Origin of the sequence: Rhizobium herbae (assembly GCF_019511375.1) — a bacterium.
GTDB classification, from domain to species: domain Bacteria; phylum Pseudomonadota; class Alphaproteobacteria; order Rhizobiales; family Rhizobiaceae; genus Pararhizobium; species Pararhizobium herbae_A.
The window spans coordinates 695,332-712,551 of record NZ_JAEUAO010000002.1; the positions used below are offsets into that span (position 1 = coordinate 695,332).

Annotated in this window: 24 protein-coding genes; 16 read left to right on the plus strand and 8 right to left on the minus strand. The window is 59.8% G+C overall.

The window, feature by feature from the left end:
• Window positions 1-35 precede the first annotated feature (35 nt).
• The 10 genes from JNB71_RS10530 (at window position 36) to JNB71_RS10575 (ending at window position 8,319) form a co-directional block, all read left to right on the plus strand.
• Window positions 36-1,040, plus strand: a complete 1,005-nt coding sequence (locus JNB71_RS10530; protein ID WP_220371741.1) for an ABC transporter permease subunit — start codon at window positions 36-38, stop codon at window positions 1,038-1,040.
• A gap of 10 nt (window positions 1,041-1,050) precedes the next feature.
• Entirely contained in the window at window positions 1,051-1,944 is an 894-nt protein-coding gene (locus JNB71_RS10535) for an ABC transporter permease subunit (RefSeq protein WP_220371742.1), read from the plus strand.
• On the plus strand, window positions 1,944-2,798 hold the full coding sequence (locus JNB71_RS10540) for an ABC transporter ATP-binding protein (protein ID WP_220371743.1): 855 nt from the start codon (window positions 1,944-1,946) through the stop codon (window positions 2,796-2,798). Before JNB71_RS10535 ends, JNB71_RS10540 begins: the two co-directional genes overlap by 1 nt.
• Window positions 2,795-3,619: a dipeptide ABC transporter ATP-binding protein gene (locus JNB71_RS10545; RefSeq protein WP_220371744.1), complete on the plus strand. Its 825-nt coding sequence runs from the start codon at window positions 2,795-2,797 to the stop codon at window positions 3,617-3,619. The genes JNB71_RS10540 and JNB71_RS10545 overlap by 4 nt, the downstream gene beginning before the upstream one ends.
• 127 nt (window positions 3,620-3,746) lie before the next feature.
• Window positions 3,747-4,091 (plus strand): RidA family protein, encoded by a 345-nt coding sequence (locus JNB71_RS10550; protein WP_026203060.1) that lies wholly within the window; start codon window positions 3,747-3,749, stop codon window positions 4,089-4,091.
• A gap of 200 nt (window positions 4,092-4,291) precedes the next feature.
• The gene (locus JNB71_RS10555; RefSeq protein ID WP_220371745.1) at window positions 4,292-4,462 is read left to right on the plus strand and encodes a hypothetical protein; all 171 of its coding nucleotides are present in this window, start codon (window positions 4,292-4,294) and stop codon (window positions 4,460-4,462) included.
• Between the two features lie 100 nt (window positions 4,463-4,562).
• Window positions 4,563-6,098, plus strand: coding sequence for a sensor histidine kinase (locus JNB71_RS10560; protein WP_220371746.1), 1,536 nt, complete (start codon window positions 4,563-4,565; stop codon window positions 6,096-6,098).
• A complete protein-coding gene (locus tag JNB71_RS10565; protein WP_220371747.1) occupies window positions 6,095-6,541 on the plus strand; it encodes a response regulator in 447 nt (148 codons plus the stop codon). The genes JNB71_RS10560 and JNB71_RS10565 overlap by 4 nt, the downstream gene beginning before the upstream one ends.
• Entirely contained in the window at window positions 6,541-6,987 is a 447-nt protein-coding gene (locus tag JNB71_RS10570) for a response regulator (RefSeq protein ID WP_220371748.1), read from the plus strand. Before JNB71_RS10565 ends, JNB71_RS10570 begins: the two co-directional genes overlap by 1 nt.
• A gap of 195 nt (window positions 6,988-7,182) precedes the next feature.
• Complete coding sequence (locus JNB71_RS10575; protein ID WP_220371749.1) at window positions 7,183-8,319, plus strand: AI-2E family transporter; 1,137 nt, start codon at window positions 7,183-7,185, stop codon at window positions 8,317-8,319.
• A gap of 52 nt (window positions 8,320-8,371) precedes the next feature.
• Here JNB71_RS10575 and JNB71_RS10580 read toward each other — a convergent pair whose 3' ends face one another.
• Window positions 8,372-9,169, minus strand: coding sequence for a response regulator (locus tag JNB71_RS10580; RefSeq protein ID WP_220371750.1), 798 nt, complete (start codon window positions 9,167-9,169; stop codon window positions 8,372-8,374).
• A 247-nt stretch (window positions 9,170-9,416) separates the two neighbouring features.
• On the opposite strand from JNB71_RS10580, the gene JNB71_RS10585 reads away from it, so the two are divergent.
• On the plus strand, window positions 9,417-9,608 hold the full coding sequence (locus JNB71_RS10585; protein WP_276572474.1) for a NepR family anti-sigma factor: 192 nt from the start codon (window positions 9,417-9,419) through the stop codon (window positions 9,606-9,608).
• 67 nt (window positions 9,609-9,675) lie between these two features.
• On the opposite strand, the gene JNB71_RS10590 is transcribed toward JNB71_RS10585, so the two are convergent.
• The 3 genes from JNB71_RS10590 to JNB71_RS10600 form a co-directional block, all read right to left on the minus strand.
• The gene (locus JNB71_RS10590) at window positions 9,676-9,924 is read right to left on the minus strand and encodes a YMGG-like glycine zipper-containing protein (RefSeq protein ID WP_220371751.1); all 249 of its coding nucleotides are present in this window, start codon (window positions 9,922-9,924) and stop codon (window positions 9,676-9,678) included.
• Window positions 9,925-9,978: 54 nt separating this feature from the next.
• A complete protein-coding gene (locus JNB71_RS10595) occupies window positions 9,979-10,134 on the minus strand; it encodes a DUF3309 family protein (protein WP_220371752.1) in 156 nt (51 codons plus the stop codon).
• Window positions 10,135-10,226: 92 nt separating this feature from the next.
• On the minus strand, window positions 10,227-11,096 hold the full coding sequence (locus JNB71_RS10600) for an alpha/beta fold hydrolase (protein ID WP_220371753.1): 870 nt from the start codon (window positions 11,094-11,096) through the stop codon (window positions 10,227-10,229).
• Window positions 11,097-11,358: 262 nt separating this feature from the next.
• Here JNB71_RS10600 and JNB71_RS10605 point away from each other — a divergent pair, with 262 nt between their 5' ends.
• The 3 genes from JNB71_RS10605 to JNB71_RS10615 all read left to right on the plus strand — a co-directional run bounded on the left by JNB71_RS10605 (window position 11,359) and on the right by JNB71_RS10615 (window position 13,218).
• A complete protein-coding gene (locus JNB71_RS10605; protein WP_220371754.1) occupies window positions 11,359-11,688 on the plus strand; it encodes a hypothetical protein in 330 nt (109 codons plus the stop codon).
• Between the two features lie 68 nt (window positions 11,689-11,756).
• Window positions 11,757-11,954, plus strand: coding sequence for a CsbD family protein (locus JNB71_RS10610; RefSeq protein WP_220371755.1), 198 nt, complete (start codon window positions 11,757-11,759; stop codon window positions 11,952-11,954).
• A 325-nt stretch (window positions 11,955-12,279) separates the two neighbouring features.
• Window positions 12,280-13,218, plus strand: a complete 939-nt coding sequence (locus tag JNB71_RS10615) for a PRC-barrel domain-containing protein (protein WP_220371756.1) — start codon at window positions 12,280-12,282, stop codon at window positions 13,216-13,218.
• An 88-nt stretch (window positions 13,219-13,306) separates the two neighbouring features.
• Here the strand turns inward: JNB71_RS10615 and JNB71_RS10620 are convergent, their stop codons facing one another.
• Complete coding sequence (locus JNB71_RS10620; protein ID WP_220371757.1) at window positions 13,307-13,516, minus strand: hypothetical protein; 210 nt, start codon at window positions 13,514-13,516, stop codon at window positions 13,307-13,309.
• Between the two features lie 215 nt (window positions 13,517-13,731).
• Between JNB71_RS10620 and JNB71_RS10625 the strand changes: the two genes are divergently transcribed.
• Together JNB71_RS10625 and JNB71_RS10630 are read left to right on the plus strand one after the other, a co-directional pair.
• Window positions 13,732-13,896, plus strand: coding sequence for a DUF1328 domain-containing protein (locus JNB71_RS10625; RefSeq protein ID WP_112856684.1), 165 nt, complete (start codon window positions 13,732-13,734; stop codon window positions 13,894-13,896).
• A 235-nt stretch (window positions 13,897-14,131) separates the two neighbouring features.
• Window positions 14,132-15,385: an NAD(P)/FAD-dependent oxidoreductase gene (locus JNB71_RS10630; protein WP_220371758.1), complete on the plus strand. Its 1,254-nt coding sequence runs from the start codon at window positions 14,132-14,134 to the stop codon at window positions 15,383-15,385.
• Window positions 15,386-15,583: 198 nt separating this feature from the next.
• On the opposite strand, the gene JNB71_RS10635 is transcribed toward JNB71_RS10630, so the two are convergent.
• From JNB71_RS10635 to JNB71_RS10645, 3 genes are all read right to left on the minus strand, one after another.
• Window positions 15,584-16,078, minus strand: a complete 495-nt coding sequence (locus JNB71_RS10635; RefSeq protein ID WP_220371759.1) for a BON domain-containing protein — start codon at window positions 16,076-16,078, stop codon at window positions 15,584-15,586.
• Window positions 16,079-16,234: 156 nt separating this feature from the next.
• Window positions 16,235-16,675, minus strand: coding sequence for a hypothetical protein (locus JNB71_RS10640; protein WP_220371760.1), 441 nt, complete (start codon window positions 16,673-16,675; stop codon window positions 16,235-16,237).
• Between the two features lie 203 nt (window positions 16,676-16,878).
• Window positions 16,879-17,124, minus strand: a complete 246-nt coding sequence (locus tag JNB71_RS10645; RefSeq protein WP_220371761.1) for a helix-turn-helix domain-containing protein — start codon at window positions 17,122-17,124, stop codon at window positions 16,879-16,881.
• Between the last annotated feature and the right edge of the window lie 96 nt (window positions 17,125-17,220).

A 17,220-nucleotide genomic window follows, 5' to 3' on the forward strand; every position in this document is an offset into this window, starting at 1 on the left:
CTCGGGCCGCCGGTTTCACAACCGGACTAACGCCCATGTTGCGCTTTATTTTCGGACGGCTTGCCGTCCTGATCCCCACGTTTATCGGGGTATCCATTATCGCTTTCTCCTTCATCCGCCTGCTTCCCGGTGATCCGGTAATGCTGATGTCGGGCGAGCGCGTGATGTCTCCCGAACGCCATGCCCAGCTGATGGCCGACCTCGGCCTCGACCGGCCGATCTACATCCAGTATTTCGACTATCTCCTGGACCTGTTGCAGGGCGATTTCGGCAGCTCGATCGTCACCAAACGTGCCGTGCTGACCGATTTCCTTCAGTTGTTCCCCGCAACCATTGAGCTGTCTCTCTGCGCCATCGTTCTGGCCGTTTGCCTCGGCGTTCCGGCAGGCGTGCTGGCCGCGGTCAAGCGCGGTACCTGGCTCGATCAGACGCTGATGGGGACTGCGCTGGTCGGTTATTCCATGCCGATCTTCTGGTGGGGGCTGCTGCTCGTCATCTTCTTCTCGGGATATCTCGGTTGGACGCCCGTCTCGGGCCGTATCTCGCTGATGTACTTCTTCCCGCAGGTCACAGGTTTCATGCTGATCGACAGCCTCATCTCGGGGCAGGCGGGCGCCTTCAAATCGGCGGTCACCTATCTGATCCTGCCGACCATCGTGCTTGCAACGATCCCGCTGGCTGTCATCGCCCGCCAGACGCGCTCCGCCATGCTGGAAGTGCTCGGCGAGGACTATGTGCGGACCGCCCGCTCGAAAGGCCTCTCGCCATTCCGGGTGATCGGTATCCACGCGCTGCGCAACGCCCTGATCCCGGTCGTCACCACCATCGGACTTCAGGTAGGGGTTCTGCTCGCCGGCGCGATCCTGACCGAAACCATCTTCTCCTGGCCGGGTATCGGCAAGTGGATGGTCGATTCGGTGTTCAAGCGCGACTATCAGGTGGTGCAGGGCGGCCTGATGCTGATCGCCGCCGTGATCATGGTCGTCAACCTCATCGTCGATGTGCTCTACGGCTTCATCAATCCGCGTATCCGGCACTAGGAGGGGTCCGATGACTGTTGTCGAACTCAAAACCACCACACCGCCGACCGGTCTCGCCGAGTTCTGGTTCTATTTTTCCCGCAGCAAGGGCGCGGTGATCGGTCTTGCGGTATTCCTGATCATTCTGTTCCTGGCCATTTTCGCTGCGTTCGTGGCACCACATAGCCCCAGCATTCAAAACCGCGAGGTGCTGTTGCTGCCGCCGGCCTGGGCCGAAGGCGGCAGGTTCACCTATTTCCTCGGAACCGACGCCGTCGGCCGCGATATCCTGTCCCGCCTGATCTATGGCGCGCGCTTCTCGCTGTTTATCGGCGTTGTCGTTGTCAGTCTTTCGGTTGTTTCCGGCGTGCTTGTCGGTCTGATCGCAGGCTATTTCCGCGGCCGCACCGATACGATCATCATGCGCGTAATGGACATCATCCTGGCGTTTCCGTCGCTGCTTCTGGCTCTCGTGCTGGTCGCCGTTCTCGGGCCGGGGCTGCTCAACGCGATGATTGCGATCTCGCTCGTCAACCTGCCGCATTTCGTCCGCCTGACCCGTGCGGCGGTGATGACCGAGCGCACCAAGGACTACGTCATCGCCTCGAAGGTGGCGGGGGCCGGGACGCTGCGGCTGATGTTCCTGACCATCCTGCCGAACTGCCTCGCGCCGCTGATCGTTCAGGCAACGCTTGCCTTTTCGGCTGCCATTCTCGATGCGGCAGCTCTGGGCTTCCTCGGCATGGGTGCCCAGCCGCCGACGCCGGAATGGGGCACGATGCTGGCCGAAGCGCGCGAATTCATCCAGCGCGCTTGGTGGGTCGTGACGTTCCCCGGGCTTGCCATTCTCATTACCGTTCTTGCCATCAACCTGATGGGAGACGGCCTGCGCGATGCGCTTGATCCCAAGTTGAAGAGGTCGTGATGTCCCTTCTCGAAGTCGAAAATCTGGTTGTCGAATTCCAGACGGCGTCCGGGCCTTTCCGCGCCGTTAACGGCGTATCGCTCAAGGTGAACGAGGGCGAGGTGCTGGCGATCGTTGGCGAGTCCGGTTCGGGCAAGTCGGTGTCCATGCTCGCGGCAATGGGCCTTTTACCCTGGACCGCGAAGGTGACCGCCGACAAGCTGCAGTTCAACGGCATCGACCTGCTCGGCATGTCGTCGTCGGAGCGCCGCAGGATCGTCGGCAAGGACATTGCCATGATCTTCCAGGAACCCATCGCCAGCCTCAACCCCTGTTTCACGGTCGGCTTCCAGATCGAAGAGGTGCTGCGCCTCCATCTTGGTCTCGACAAGGCGGCCCGCAGGGCGCGTGCCATCGAGCTTTTCGAACTGGTGGGCATTCCTAATCCGGCCGAACGGCTGAGCCATTTCCCGCACCAGATGTCCGGCGGCCAGTGCCAGCGCGTCATGATCGCGATTGCGCTTTCCTGCAATCCGAAACTGTTGATCGCCGACGAGCCGACGACGGCCCTCGACGTGACGATCCAGAAGCAAATTCTGGATCTCCTGATGCGGCTGCAGGCGGAGCATGGCATGGGGATGATCATCATCACCCACAACATGGGCGTGGTGGCCGAAACCGCTGACCGCGTCATCGTCCAGTACAAGGGCCGCAAGATCGAGGAGGCGGACGTGTTGTCGCTGTTTGAATCCCCCAGAAGCGCCTATACGCGCGCGCTCCTTTCGGCCCTGCCGGACAATGCTACCGGCGACCGGCTACCGACGATTGCCGAGTTTCTCACCGACGACCAGATCTTTGCAGGAGCTGTCCGATGACCCCTGTTCTCGAAGCCAGAGATATCGTCCGCGACTATCATGTCCCGGGCAGCCTGCTCAAAAGGGCCAGGATCGTTCATGCCGTCAAGGGCGTCAGTTTCGCGGTCGATCAGGGCAAGACACTTGCCATCGTCGGCGAGAGCGGTTGCGGCAAGTCGACCTTGGCACGGATCGTCACGATGATCGATCCGGCCACGTCGGGTGAAATGCTCATTGATGGAGAAAGGGTCGATATCGCCAGTGATGGCCTTACCCCGGAAATGCGCCGCAAAGTGCAAATCGTTTTTCAGAATCCCTACGGCACGCTCAACCCCCGCAAGAAGATCGGCGACATTCTCAGCGAACCGCTGATCATCAACACCAGCATGAAGGCGGATGAGCGGCGCGACATGGCCATGGCCATGCTGAAGAAGGTCGGGCTTGAGGAGAAGCACTACGGCCGCTATCCGCACATGTTCTCCGGCGGCCAGCGCCAGCGCGTCGCCATCGCTCGCGCGCTGATGCTCAACCCGCGGCTTCTGGTGCTGGACGAACCGGTTTCGGCGCTCGACCTTTCGGTGCAGGCCCAGGTGCTCAATCTGCTCGCCGATCTGCAGGACGAATTCCAGCTGACCTATGTCTTCATCAGTCACGACCTGTCGGTGGTGCGCTATATCGCCGACGACGTGATGGTGATGTATTACGGCGAAGCCGTCGAATATGGCAGCCGCGACGAGGTCTTCAGCGATCCGAAGCACAGCTACACAAAGACGCTTTTCGCTGCGACCCCGCGCGCCGATGTGGACAGCATCAAGGCGCGCCTTGCCCGGAAGGCTGCCTGATTCCAACCAGGTGGAACGACGCGAGCTTTTTCGCAATGACGGTTTCGCTTGTGAGAAATCTGCGATAAATCGCCAGCGTCTCAACATTCACAGATGCGGCCCGCCGCAAACCACGAGGACTATGAAGATGGACATCAAACGCTTCGAAACCGGCCCGCGCATGAGCCAGGCCGTCGTGCACAACGGCACGGTTTATCTCGCCGGTCAGGTCGGCAATGCCGGCGACGACGTTGCGACCCAGACCAAGCAGGCGCTCGCCGAGGTCGATCGTCTGCTGGCGCTCGCAGGCACCGACAAGAGCCGCATCCTGTCGGCAACGGTCTGGCTGGCCGACATGGTCGATTTCCCGAAGATGAACGCAGTCTGGGACGCCTGGGCATCGCCGGGCAACACACCGGCGCGTGCGACCGGCGAAGCCAAGCTTGCAAGCCCGGAATACCTTGTCGAGGTCATCGTTATCGCGGCTCTCTAAGGCGCGTACACAATAGGGCCGGCTCGACGGTCCGCTGGGGAATTCATGCCGGCGCCTCCAGGGGCGCCGGTCTTTTATTTTTGGAATCCTGCTTCCCAACCCATGTCTACGCGTTGCCTCTGTGGGGCGGAACAAACTGGGGTCCTGCTGCGTTAAGTTGCGCATCCTTACGGATCTGGTTCGAGCACAGGGAATGTGTCATGCTTTACTGGTTGCCAAGAGTATGCCTCTGCCTGTTCGTCGGTGCGGTTCTGGGGTTGGGTCTGCTGCCCGCAACGTCTGAAGATATTGCCAATACCCTGATCGTGGTGGCGCTGGGCCTTGGCCTGTTCTCGCTAACGCTTCATGTTTTTCCGCCGGAACGGTATTGACCGGGGGCGGATCTCTTTTCGGCGAGCGCCGTACGCGCGCAGCGCGCATTGAGCAAGATTGAGCCTTGATTTCGTTCTCGCTTTTCCGGGGACGAACGGCATGCACGAGGGAGAGCGTGACCATCATTCAGTGGGGCAGCGGATGGTGACCGGGCGCTCGGCGGTTTCGCGGGCGGTGCCGGTCCTGCTTTTTGCCGGCGCCTTTTTGCTGCTCGGCCTGGTTCTGGTCTCGCTACGCTTTGCCTCGCAGACTGAGAGGAACTCTCGAGAGACCCTCGAGGCAGCCCGGCTGAACAATCGCGCGCTTTTGCTTCTCACGCTGGTGCAGGATGCGGAGACCAGCCAGCGCGGATACCTGTTGACGGGTGAAGATAAATATCTGGCGCCTTTCAAGCGAGCCGAATCCCTCATTCACGTGCAATTCCAGAGCATCACAGGAGACATGGCGAAGATTGGAATCAGCGCGATCACCGTCGAGCGGCTGAAGCATCTGATCGATGACAAATTGGCGGAAATGCAGAGTACCATCGCCATGAAAGCGGCAGGCAGGGACGGGGATGCCATAGCCGTCATTCAGACCGATGCCGGTCAGCGTGCGATGGATGAAATTCGCCAGATCATGACGCGAATTGAGGCCATAACGGGTGATATCGGCTTCCAGCGGGCCGCAGCACTTGCCGATGCGACCAGATGGCTGATGATCTCGATCGCGGGCGGCGCCGCGTTGTTGCTCGTTCTCGTCGGTGGCGCGATGCGTCTTGTTGCTCTCCACGCGGGGCAACTGGACGCTGCCCGCCGCGCCCTTGCCGAACAGAACGAGATGCTGGAAGTGAGGATTCACGAGCGCACGCAATTCCTGGAGCGGGCCAATCGCGAACTGCAAAGCTATTCCTACATCGTCGGTCACGACCTCAGGGCACCCCTGATCAACATCATGGGGTTCACCGCCGAGCTGGAGCGAGCGGCTGCCGTCCTTGCGGCTTACATGGACAAGCCGTTTGAAGCCCGCGATGAACCTTCCGAGAGAGCGGCCCGCGAGGCCGTTGACGTGGATATCCCGGAAGCATTGGGTTTCATCCGTTCCTCAATGAAGCGCATGGACGACTTGATCAACGAGATACTGAAACTGGCGCGCGCCGGAACCAGACAGTTGAAGGCCGAGCCCATCAACCTTGCCGATCTGGTTTCCGAGACGGCCGTCAATCTCCAGCACCGGCTCGACGAAATCGGCGCAAGCATTGTTATCGCCGAGGGCTTGCCGTTTGTGGTATCGGACCGGCTGGCTTTGCAGCAGATCTTTGGCAACCTTCTGGACAATGCGGTAAAATATGCCGATCCGGCGCGCAGCGCGATTATCCGCGTGTCGGGGAAGATCGCCAGAGGTCACGCGACAATCGACGTCAGCGATAACGGCCGAGGAATTGCAGAGCGGGATCTGGAGCGGATTTTCGAACTCTTCCGGCGTTCAGGTCCGCAGGACAGGCAGGGCGAAGGCATAGGGCTCGCACATGTTCGCGCGTTGGCCCGCCGTTTGGGAGGAGATGTGGCCGCACAATCTGTTTTGGGCCAGGGCACGACCTTCACCGTCTCCTTCGCCGCCAATCTGCGATTTGCCAAAGACAGGGGGGAGGGATGAGCAACGGACTGGAGCCAATCGTCATTGTCATGATCGAGGACGACGAGGGCCATGCCCGCCTGATCGAGAAGAATATCCGCCGTGCGGGCGTCACCAACGCGATGGTGCCCTTTACGACCGGTCTTAAAGCGCTGTCCTATCTTCTCGGTCCGGATGCCAGCGGCAAGGTGCACGCGGGAAAACACCTGCTCATCCTCCTCGATCTCAACCTGCCGGACATGATCGGCATCGACATTCTTGCGAGGCTGCGGGAAAGCGAGCATCTCCGCCACGTGATGGTCATCGTTCTGACGACAACGGACGATCCGGCTGAAATCCGCCGATGCTACGATCTGGGTGCGAATGCCTATGTCGCCAAGCCGATGCAATACGACAAATTTGTCGATGCCATACAGCAGCTTGGCATGTTTCTCTCCGTGGTCACCGTGCCGGAGGTATCGTAATGCTCGAGCAGGGGTACAAGACGGCCGGTGGGACGACGGTCCTCTACATAGACGACGACGAAGCGCTCGGCGTCTTGCTGCGCCGAAATCTCGGGCGGCGGGGTTTCACAGTTCTCAGTGCGTTTGACGGCCCGTCTGGCCTGGCACTGCTCGCATCCGGCAGGATCGATGTGGTCATACTTGATCACTATCTGCCGGGTGAGACCGGCCTCGATATTCTCCCGCAGATCGTGCAACAGGCCAATCATCCGCCTGTCGTCTACGTCACCGGATCGGGCGAGAAGAGCATCGTGGTTGAAGCGCTGAAGCGCGGTGCCTTCGACTGCGTGACCAAGAATGTCTCCTCCGATTTTTTCGACCAACTGAGTGTTGCTTTAAACCGAGCAGTGCAGGCAGCTCGCCATCGCGGAGAAGCGGCAGGGGAACATCCCCAGCGCCACGGCTGAGAACCTGGCTGAAACGGCATCGGCACTCGAATGACTTCGCCACGCCTCTTCGCTCGGTCTATCAGGGGGTGCTGGAACCTTTGGCTCGACAAGGCGTTAGGAGATGCCGGAGTTACAGCGCCGTGGGCGCCGGCACCGCTTCGGCGTTTCCCGCACATGATGGCGATTGTCGGCACTGGTTTGGAGAGATGCAAAATGAACGCCGCCTTGCCGGGAAGTGGGCTTTTCAAGCGACAACGATATTTGCGGCAAGCCGAAATCGAAGCGCAGGCGGCCGAGGCCGATATCCCGGAAACGGCAGAAAAAACCGGGCTCGATCTGGTCGTTGCCTGGAGCATCGTCGGAACCTTTATCATTGCATCTTCGGCCGTCATCTACATGATGGAAGCGATCCTGATGCCCATCACGCTAGCCATCGTCATCGGCATGGTTCTCGGGCTTGCTGCAGACCGGCTGGCTCGATACGGGATACCGCCCGTTATGGGCGGGCTCCTGCTGGGGATAGTCTTCGTCGTGGGGCTTTTCTTTCTCATCAATGCACTGATCGAGCCGCTGACGTCGCTGGCGGGACAGGCCCCAGGAATTATCGAGCGAACCATCGAGCGTGTCCTTCCCTACCTTCAGCGGTTCGAATGGGCGAGAGTGGCAATTGATGGCGCCAACGAAAAGGCGGTCACCGATGTTGCCATCCAGAACGCCGGTGCCATGCTCGGCTTCGTCGCGGCGGGCGTGACGCCGGCTTTCATCCAGACCCTTATCTTCCTGGCGGCGCTCGGGCTCTTCCTGGTTGGACGCGCGCACCTGCGCAAGACCATCATCCTTGCCTTTGCCACGCGCGATCGTCGCCTTGCAGCGATCCGGATCATGAATGCCACGGAAAATGCGATCGGATTTTATTTTTCGACCGCCAGCCTGATTTACGTCGCGCTTGGCACGATCACCGCCGTGATTGCCTTTGCCGGTGGTTTGACGGTCGCGCCGCTCTGGGGACTGTTCGCCTTCGTCTCCAGCTTCATTCCCTATCTTGGCGTGACGGCAATGACGATTGCGCTTCTTTGCGCCGGGCTGATGACCCACGACGCGCTGTTGCTGGCGCTTGCGCCGGCCGCCGCCTTTTTCATGCTACATCTGGTTATGGAAAATCTGGTGACGCCGGCGATCCTGGGGCGCAGGCTGGAAATCAACCCGTTTCTGGTCTTTGTGGCAATCATATTCTGGACGTGGATGTGGGGCGCGGTCGGCGCCATGCTGGCGCTGCCACTCTGTCTGATTGCCATGACGATCTTCAACGAGGTCAGGACCAGCCCGCCGGAACGGCAGCTTCCAGGATAAGTCAGTCGATCGCCTGCGACGCAAAGGTAAGGCGCCGGGCACGAATGATGCGTCAGCGTTTGCCCGAACGAGCGTTCTCGTCGAAAAACAGCGCCTGGCTGATGAGCGCCTTGACCATCTCAGGATTGAACGGCTTGGTAACAAGAAAGGTTGGCTCCGGCTTCGTGCCGGTCAGCAATCGTTCCGGGAAGGCGGTAATGAAGATCACGGGAACCGCAGTGCTCTTCAGGATGTCGTTGACCGCGTCGATGCCGGAGCTGCCATCGGCAAGCTGGATATCGGCGAGGATCATCTTCGGCGCGGTCTTTTCGTAAAGCTCGATGGCTTCGCCATAAGTTCTTGCCACGCCGGCAACCTTGTGACCGAGGCTCGTTACCATATCCTCGATATCCATCGCGATCAGCGGCTCATCTTCGATGATGAGGATTTCGGTCGCGACCTGTCTGGAGATGTCTTCCGAGGCTTCGCGCAACAGGGCGGCGATTTCGTCGAGGGTAGTGCCAAGGATTTCGGCTGCCTCGTCTGGTGTGAACCCTTCGACCGAGACAAGCAGGAATGCCTTGCGGGCAGCGGGCGGCATCGTTGAAAGGTTTGCGGCTGCGCGCTTTTCCCAGCTGAAGGGTGAAGCGGCATCCGGCAAGTCGATGCTAACGGTCTCGAACAGCGAGCAGAACAGCTTGAACAGGTTGACCCGATCCTTGGGCCCCTGCGGAAACAGCGTAATGTCGGCGATCAGTGCTTCCAGGACCGCCGCAACATAGGCGTCGCCCGAAGCCTGCGAGCCGGTCACCGCGCGGGAGAAGCGGCGCAGATACGGAAGATGGGCTGCAATCCGTGTAGAAAGTGACATTTAGGACTTCCTTCAGTATGATGGCTCCGACATTTCCGGTGTCCGACCTCGCGCGAGTCGCAACATGGCATTGGTTTGAACATGTTTTCTGATTTATGGGAAGTTTTGAAACGGGACGATTTTTTCGCCGGGCGAAGCGGAACCCCTGAAAGTTCGGAATATATCAAGGTTTTGAGCATACCAGAATATTGCGTGGATGCATCACCGTCGGGCAATTGCCACTGCGGTGTCAGGAGTGAGACATTTTATGAGTGACATCCCGGAAAATCGCCGGCGGGCCGGACGCAGGGTTAATGGCATGATGGACCCTAACAACCAGATTGCTTCCAAACTGCGCGCGCTCTACAGCGCGGTCGAGCAGGAACCCATTCCCGACATGTTTCTCGACCTTCTCGAAAAGCTGGATCAGGCCGAGCGAATGGGCAAATCGCCTCGCTGAGCACAAGACCCTCCCATGAAAAACGGGCCGAAGCCCGTTCTCCACCATTCAGGCTCTACTGCGCTGACTAGCAGGCTGCAATGTAACGACGGCCGTAGCGGTCGCGATAGTAGCATTGACCAGGCTCACTGGCGTTGCCGATCAAGGCGCCGGCGACACCGCCAACGGCGGCTCCGACTGCTGCGCCGCGCACATCGTTGGTAGCGACCCCACCGATAACGGCGCCCGACGCCGCGCCTATCCCTGCGCCTCTTTCCGTCGGCGTACAGGCCGCAAGGGGAAGGATGAGAGCAACTGCGAGAAGGATGTTTTTCATAATGGGCTCCTTTTCAAGGGTCGTTGACAATCGCGCCGGAAACAAGGCCGCCGGTCAGATACGGCCCATCAGCACGAGAATGAGGATGATGACGATGACCAGCCCGAGGCCTCCAGAAGGGCCGTAGCCCCACCCGCGGCTGTAGCCCCAGTTCGGTAGCGCGCCGATCAGCAAAAGAATGAGGATGATCAGGAGTATTGTACCGAGCATATTATTTCCTCTTCCGTTTCAGGCCTTTGGGCCAAAGGGACCTGCTTGCGGAAACGTTTGTCACGCAATTTTGTTCCACGCGCGATTGTAAACTAGGATCCGAGTGGAAGGGGCAGCCGGAAAGGTTCCGGAGTTGCCGGCGTGGTAAGATCGCTCTTACGGCTTGACGTCAGCGGACCGAAGAGCAGGAAGGTACCGATCAACTGATCGACCTTTTCGCGAGCCTCGGCCATGGGCAGGTGGCCGACCCTGTCGAGAATGACGGTTTGTACACGCGGCAGGCGGCCGGAGAGATGTATCTGGTGCGATGGCGAAACGATAGCGTCCCGCGCGCCGATGATGTTGAGGACTGGCACGTCGATCAGCGCGAGTTCGTCGATGATCGACGTCTGCGACATCCAGGAAACGAAAGCGACGATGTCGTCCGCCTGTGACTTCATGAGGTGCTCGCGGACCTGTTCCATGGCTGCGATGGTTTCATCGGTTTCCCAACCTACGGTCTTGTCGAAAACGCATTCGAGTGATCCCCAGCGAAAGGTGTCGCGTGTGGCGATCCAGCGGGTGAAAAGCCGAATGAAAAGCAGGCGGCCCAGCAGCGGCAGCCTGAGAATACGCGCGGCCAGCCGCTCCTGACCGACAAACCGGCCGCAGGCAAAGGCACCCATGAGAATGACATTGCTGACCAGATCCGGGCGGTGGCGAGCGAGCAGCAGCGAGACGAACCCGCCGGTCGAATGGCCGATCAATGTGACCGGCTCGCCGCCGAAATCGCGTTCGATTGCCTGCGCGTAGGCATTGATGATGTCGGTGGTTTCCAGCGCGCCGGACAGACCGTCCAATGTCCAGGGGCTGTGGCCTGGCAAGGGATAGGCCGCGGCGCACCCTTCCCGCACGATGCTTGGAGCGAAACAACTCCAGAAGGTCGGCGCCATCACCATTCCGTGGATGAGCACGGTTTTCATGCCCGGATCCTGGGAAAGCCAATGAGGAGAAGGGGGGCGCAACATTGCCGACGTTCCTTTAGGTGCGTCCACAATGTTCTGAGGGTTTGGCTGTCTGGGGTAGATCGCGGATCTCCGGGGCTCGCCAGGTCACGTCAGACATTCCTTTGACGCATTTTGCAAACGCGATCCGGTCAAAAAGGTTCCCGCGATATTGTCGGAACTTCTCACGGCAGGAGCCCGTTTGTCTCGCACGCTTGACAGTGTGCAGAGGAGCACGGTGGTGGAACATATCGCAGCGATCATGATGCTTGTCAGTTGCACTCAGGGCAACGTCGAGTGCCGGGAATTACCGGCTCCGGCAATTGGCTTCGAGACGGTCGATGAATGTCGGGACCTGTTGCAGCCTGCAATCAGCGAGGCCAAGGGCGTCAACGAGGTCGTCCATGGCAAATGCGCGGAAGTTGATCCTGCGCTGTTCATGGAAGATGCAACAATCGTCTGGAAAATTGCTCCTTCGGGCCAACTGGACGTTCAGGTGACCTTCGATGATCCGGCAAGCCCGGTCATGGTCACGGAAAAGGCCGGACGCAGCACGGTCCTTCGCAAGTGACCGTCGTCAGGCTGGAACCTTTCGAAATGACGAAACGTTTCCCTTTACCCCAATCAAGGAGAAATGTCATGAATTGGGACATGATCGAAGGCAAGTGGAACGAGTATCGCGGCAAGGCGCAGGCCCAGTGGGGCAAGCTGACCAACGACGATCTCGACATGATCGCTGGTCATCGCAAGGAACTGGCCGGTCGCATCCAGGTTCGTTACGGCATCGCAAAAGAGGAAGCCGAACGCCAGATCGACGAGTGGGCTTCACGTCATTGAACGCGCTTTTTGCGCGGAACGGCACCCGGCATGGTTCGGGTGCCGTTTCCTGCAAAAGGGCGGCAGCTGTTTGGATGAACGCCGATCAGCGCAACGTGATCTCACCGCGAGCTTGGGAGTCTTCCAATGCGGGCATTCTGCTCTGGCTGAGCGGTATCCCGATACACGAAAGGTAGCCCCGCACCCAGCGGGGTGCCGGTGTGTACGCGGCCGAGAGGAATGCGCAACAAGATCTTGCGGCCCTCCGTTTCCCGAACAGCTTCCATCACCGGCAGGATCACCAGCATCCTGCCGCCAAAGACCATTTTCGTGAAGGAGTATAACAATGATCCGCACCCTCTTGGCCATGACCACGGTCGCCGCGTTCCTGTCTTCTGGCACGTTGGCACAGGATGCTGCGACGAACGCTGATCCCGCCAAGGCCGTCCGCCAGGGCGCCCCCGCGTATTTCTCGCCCGCTCCGGAGCAGGTTCTGGCGAGTTCGGTGCTCGGGAAAACCGTTTACACCGGTGCCGACGAACAGGGCGAAGCGATCGGCGATGTCAACGACGTCGTCATCAACGGCGATGGCGGCGCGGAGGCACTTGTGATCGGTGTTGGCGGCTTCCTTGGTATCGGCGAAAAGGACGTGGCGGTCAATTTCGACCGCGTCTCATGGTCCGATCGCGACGGCCAGCGCATCATCGTCGTTTCCGTGACCAAGGAGGAACTGCAGGCCGCACAGCAATTCGATCGCACGGCGATCATGGACGGCGTCGTGGCGACGGCTCCCGAGAACAGGGACACCACGGCGTCGTCCGCGCCGCCGATGACCGAGAATGAGACCGTCCAGTCCACACAGCCGGCGACCGGTACCACGCCGCAGATGACCGATCCGGACAATCCGCAGATCGATCCCGGTACCACGGCCTCCCATCCTGCGGAACTGAAACTCGTCGATCCGGCGCTGATCAGCACCGACAAACTGATCGGCACCGATGTGAAGGTTGCCGACGATACCAAGGTCGGCGAGATCGGCGACGTCATCCTCGGTCACGACGGCAAGGTCGAAGCTTACGTGATCGATGTCGGCGGCTTCCTCGGTGTCGGCGAGAAGCCGGTCGCCATGAGCGCGGCGAGCGTCCAGGTGATGGCCGATGCGAACGGCGCCATGACGATCTATTCCCCCTTCACCAAGGCACAGCTGGAAAACCAGGTTGCCTATGACGAGGCGGCTTACAAGGCCAATCCACAGGGTGTCGTTCTCAGTACGCCTGCAAATTGAAGCAGTTGACAAAAACGGCGCCTGGAACGGCGCCGTTATTTGGGCTGCGTGACGTCAACAATGGCGCTCGGCAGCCGCTGTTTTCGTCTCACCTGCGGCGGTGCCGCATTGCGGCTTCCTCTGCCCTATGAAGTGCGTTCAGGAGGTCGGCAAAAGTCTTATCCGTCTTCGGCATCTGTTCGGCGATATACAGATCGCGCAGAGTCCTGCCGATGTGCAGGTTCTTGTCACGCGCTTGGCCCGGCTGACGGGTCGTCGCTGCCGCTGATTTCCAGATGTGGGAGGTGGATACGGTCATTTTATTGTCTCGCATGGACTGCCTGCCTTCACAACGTTCCCTACGCAGGCAAGGTTCCGCGACGCGAATGGCCAATCCGTGTCAATTTGGAGCAATTCCGAAGCATGGTTAACCGGTAGTTTCAATCTCGACGAGAAGCCCGGGTATGCCCGTACCTGGAACAAAGGCATCGGTTCTGCGTTTAGCTGCGGACAGATTAATCAAGGAGAGTTTCGATGCTGTACTACGCTCTTGTCTTCCTCGTCGTTGCTATTATCGCGGGTGTTCTAGGATTTGGTGGTATCGCGGGCGCTTCTGCTGGCATCGCACAGGTTCTGTTCTTCCTGTTCCTGGCTTTCCTGATCATCTCGCTGGTGGCTGGCTTCATGCGCCGAACCTGATTTCATCAGGTTGAGCGACTGAAAAAGGGAGTGGTGCGCAAGCATCGCTCCCTTTTGCTTGTCTTTCTCAGCCGTACTGCGAACCGCCACCTGCTTGCCGAAGGCAATTGGCTTGGCTATTCATGATCGAACCATTCGCAAGCGCACAATCCGGAGCCGCGGGCAGCATGAAGGTCGCTGGCGGGCTTGTCGAAAGATCATGGGCTGAAGATCTAATCAAAATGGGGAACTGGGCATGAAAACAGACGTCGTAGTTCTGGGCGCTGGCATCGTCGGGCTGTCGACCGCGATCCATCTTGCACGGCGGGGCAAGTCCGTGGTGCTTGTCGATCGCCGCGGCGCGGGCGAAGAAACCTCCTACGGTAACGCCGGCCTGATCCAGCGCGAAGGCGTGTTCCCCTATGGTTTCCCGCACGACTTCGGTGCGTTGTTCCGTTATGCCCTGAACAATACAATCGACGCGCATTATCATTTTCGCGCGTTGCCGGGCCTCGTCCCGTTCCTCATTCGCTACTGGTGGAATTCTGGCTTCACCCAGCATGAGAACATCGCCTCCATGTATGCGCCGCTGATCGAGAATTCGATCGCCGAGCACGAAGATCTGATCAATGCCTCTGGCGCCGGTGATCTCATCCGCAAAGACGGCTGGATGAAGGTGTTCCGCACCGAAGCCGCCCGTGACGCCGCCTTCAAGGATGCCGAAAAGCTTTCCTCCGCCTTCGGCGTCAACCATCACAAGCTGTCGAGCAGCGAGCTGAAGACGCTGGAGCCGTCGATCAGGGTCGATCTTGCCGGCGGTCTGCGCTGGACGGATCCCTGGTCGATCCGTGATCCGCACAGCCTCAACAAAGCCTACCTCATCTATTTCCAGTCACTCGGCGGGCGCCTGGTTCCCGGCGATGCGGCGACGCTCGAGCATGTTCTCGAAGGCGCCGGGTGGCGCGTCGCCACGCCGGAAGGACCGTTGGAAGCGCGGGAAGTCGTTGTGGCGCTCGGCCCCTGGGCCGACACGGTGACGAGGAAGCTCGGCTACCATTTCCCGCTGGCCGTTAAGCGCGGCTATCACATGCATTACGGCACGGAGGAGGGCGCGCAGCTCAACAACTGGGTACTCGATGCCGAAAAGGGCTATTTCCTCGCGCCAATGTTGCGCGGCATCCGCCTCACGACCGGTGCCGAATTCGCCCACCGCGATGCGCCGAAGACGCCGGTACAGTTGACCCGCGCCGAGCGCGTCGCGCGGGAATTCTTCCCGCTCGCCGAACGCCGTGACGAGGAGCCATGGATGGGCGCCCGCCCCTGCACGCCCGACATGATGCCGATCATCGGCAGGGCGCCGCGCCATGAAGGCCTGTGGTTCGCCTTCGGTCACGCCCATCATGGCATGACCCTCGGCCCCGTCACCGGCCGCGCGCTTGCGGAAGCAATGACCGGGGAGAAGACAGTGATCGATATCAAGCCCTACAGGCCCCACCGCTTTCTGGCATGATATAAGCTCCTCAGTCCATTCAGCGGCGAACCTGAGGACGCAATGGTCCCGATGGAGAACGGGTTCGCTTCATCGCGGCGAGATACGGCGTTTGGACCCTTGATAACCCCCCGTTTAGGCGATCCCGGAGCCGGTTCGGCTGGGAGGTGGCGTCAGCCATCCCTGTTGTTGAGGAGCCCTTCTGACGGTTTCGCTGCGTCAGTCGTCCCAGTCGCTGGGAATATTGCTGTCGGCGCCGCGCAACGTCAGTTCGTTACGCACGTTCGAAATACCGGGTATATCGCAGATGAACCGCTCGATATGGCGCCGGTCTTGCACGGTGTCGACCTCGCCGGTCAGAATGGCGATGCCGCGCCTGACCTTCAGGTCCATGCCCGAGGTGTCTATGTGGCTATCGGCCAGTGCGTTGCCGATGGCTTCCTCCAGCGCATCGCTCTCAACGTCCGCCTCGACGTCGTCGTTCAAAAGATCCGGGCCGTCGGTGCTTTCGATCACGGTGTCGCTGCTGCGTTCAAAGCCGGGATTGCCCACTTCATCGAAGTTTGTGCCGGCCTGGCCATAGGAGCTGTTTCCGATTTCCGCGTCCGATCCGAGTGGGGCATCGGCATAGGGCCAGCCTTGATCGAGGTCGTGCTCCTCATAGTCGCGATAGTCTTCCTCGCGCCCGGTCGTTTTTGTCGTCTTGCGTTTCATCGCTCCCTCCGCGTTGGATTGGTATCACAAGGACAAAACGGATTGCGACGCCTTTAGTTCATTCCAGCGGGGCTTGAGCCCCCGCAGCGGGCATCAGCAGACAGGAAAATGGCGGAGCCTCTGATGAGGCTCCGCCATGCTGTCATTTACATGCGATCAGTTCTGCGGGGCGGTTCCGGTCGCAGGCGTCTGCGTATCGGTGCCGGTTGCCGGTGTCTGTGTATCCGGGGTTGCCGGCGTAGCGTTTGGCGTCGTCGTGGTGTTTGGCGTTGCGTTCGTATCCGGGGTTGCTGTTCCCGGTGTCGCGCTGTTGTCGGCCGGCGGTGTGGTCGTTTGTTCTGTGGTCGACGGTTGGGTTGCCGCATCATTCGTCTGATCGCTGGAGAACTCGGCTGGCAGCCAGACGAGCAGTGCCAGAACTAGACCAGCCAGAATGATGATAAGGATCGGCCAGGTGGAACGCCTGGAACGGGGTTCAACATCTTCGGGTCGACGCTGGGTTGCCAACGGATCCGTTGCGGGTTGGTTTGCCTTGTCAGCAGGCCATGCCGCCGGATTGACGTTGCGATTTTCACTGGGGTCAAAACGTTGATTCATGGCGTTCATATCCTTTCGAGAAATGGAGCCTGTGCCAGCAAACGTTGAAGGCAACTGCCCCGTAAACGTCGCAGCGAGGCGAATGTTCCGAAAAGATGCTCCGGCGCGGAAAAGGTGCTTAAATTACAGCTTTTCTTCGGCGGCGGCCACCAGTGGGATCAAAGCAGGCGTCGCGCCCGATTTCGGCGCGACACCACGGTCTTCTAGAGAGAATCGAGGACTGATGCAGGCATTTGCAGTGCAGCGGCAATGCGCTTCACCCTGCCGGGATCGACGTCTTCACCGGTCTCGATCCTGGAAATTTCGACGTCCGTCAGCCCGCAGGTCACGGCGAGATCTTCGATGCTGTACCCGGAAGCTTCGCGAAAACGCTTGACGGCTTCCCCGATTTCGACGGGCGGCATACCAGAGTTGCCAGAAGCGGCAGCATTGTTGGTTGAGATGGTCATAAAGTGACTCCTTCGGTTGTTCGCGGTAAGCTGAGCTCAGCGCGTGAAGGTGGCTTACAGCCATTGGGATACTCGGCCTGGCGGAGCGAGAGACGA

Bases quoted from the DNA above. Each gene is read 5' to 3' on its own strand.
- JNB71_RS10530 (WP_220371741.1), top strand. From the start codon at position 36: ATGTTGCGCTTTATTTTCGGACGGCTTGCCGTCCTGATCCCCACGTTT.
- JNB71_RS10535 (WP_220371742.1), top strand. From the start codon at position 1,051: ATGACTGTTGTCGAACTCAAAACCACCACACCGCCGACCGGTCTCGCC.
- JNB71_RS10540 (WP_220371743.1), top strand. From the start codon at position 1,944: ATGTCCCTTCTCGAAGTCGAAAATCTGGTTGTCGAATTCCAGACGGCG.
- JNB71_RS10545 (WP_220371744.1), top strand. From the start codon at position 2,795: ATGACCCCTGTTCTCGAAGCCAGAGATATCGTCCGCGACTATCATGTC.
- JNB71_RS10550 (WP_026203060.1), top strand. From the start codon at position 3,747: ATGGACATCAAACGCTTCGAAACCGGCCCGCGCATGAGCCAGGCCGTC.
- JNB71_RS10555 (WP_220371745.1), top strand. From the start codon at position 4,292: ATGCTTTACTGGTTGCCAAGAGTATGCCTCTGCCTGTTCGTCGGTGCG.
- JNB71_RS10560 (WP_220371746.1), top strand. From the start codon at position 4,563: ATGCACGAGGGAGAGCGTGACCATCATTCAGTGGGGCAGCGGATGGTG.
- JNB71_RS10565 (WP_220371747.1), top strand. From the start codon at position 6,095: ATGAGCAACGGACTGGAGCCAATCGTCATTGTCATGATCGAGGACGAC.
- JNB71_RS10570 (WP_220371748.1), top strand. From the start codon at position 6,541: ATGCTCGAGCAGGGGTACAAGACGGCCGGTGGGACGACGGTCCTCTAC.
- JNB71_RS10575 (WP_220371749.1), top strand. From the start codon at position 7,183: ATGAACGCCGCCTTGCCGGGAAGTGGGCTTTTCAAGCGACAACGATAT.
- JNB71_RS10580 (WP_220371750.1), bottom strand. From the start codon at position 9,169: ATGTCACTTTCTACACGGATTGCAGCCCATCTTCCGTATCTGCGCCGC.
- JNB71_RS10585 (WP_276572474.1), top strand. From the start codon at position 9,417: ATGAGTGACATCCCGGAAAATCGCCGGCGGGCCGGACGCAGGGTTAAT.
- JNB71_RS10590 (WP_220371751.1), bottom strand. From the start codon at position 9,924: ATGAAAAACATCCTTCTCGCAGTTGCTCTCATCCTTCCCCTTGCGGCC.
- JNB71_RS10595 (WP_220371752.1), bottom strand. From the start codon at position 10,134: ATGCTCGGTACAATACTCCTGATCATCCTCATTCTTTTGCTGATCGGC.
- JNB71_RS10600 (WP_220371753.1), bottom strand. From the start codon at position 11,096: ATGAAAACCGTGCTCATCCACGGAATGGTGATGGCGCCGACCTTCTGG.
- JNB71_RS10610 (WP_220371755.1), top strand. From the start codon at position 11,757: ATGAATTGGGACATGATCGAAGGCAAGTGGAACGAGTATCGCGGCAAG.
- JNB71_RS10615 (WP_220371756.1), top strand. From the start codon at position 12,280: ATGATCCGCACCCTCTTGGCCATGACCACGGTCGCCGCGTTCCTGTCT.
- JNB71_RS10620 (WP_220371757.1), bottom strand. From the start codon at position 13,516: ATGACCGTATCCACCTCCCACATCTGGAAATCAGCGGCAGCGACGACC.
- JNB71_RS10625 (WP_112856684.1), top strand. From the start codon at position 13,732: ATGCTGTACTACGCTCTTGTCTTCCTCGTCGTTGCTATTATCGCGGGT.
- JNB71_RS10630 (WP_220371758.1), top strand. From the start codon at position 14,132: ATGAAAACAGACGTCGTAGTTCTGGGCGCTGGCATCGTCGGGCTGTCG.
- JNB71_RS10635 (WP_220371759.1), bottom strand. From the start codon at position 16,078: ATGAAACGCAAGACGACAAAAACGACCGGGCGCGAGGAAGACTATCGC.
- JNB71_RS10640 (WP_220371760.1), bottom strand. From the start codon at position 16,675: ATGAATCAACGTTTTGACCCCAGTGAAAATCGCAACGTCAATCCGGCG.
- JNB71_RS10645 (WP_220371761.1), bottom strand. From the start codon at position 17,124: ATGACCATCTCAACCAACAATGCTGCCGCTTCTGGCAACTCTGGTATG.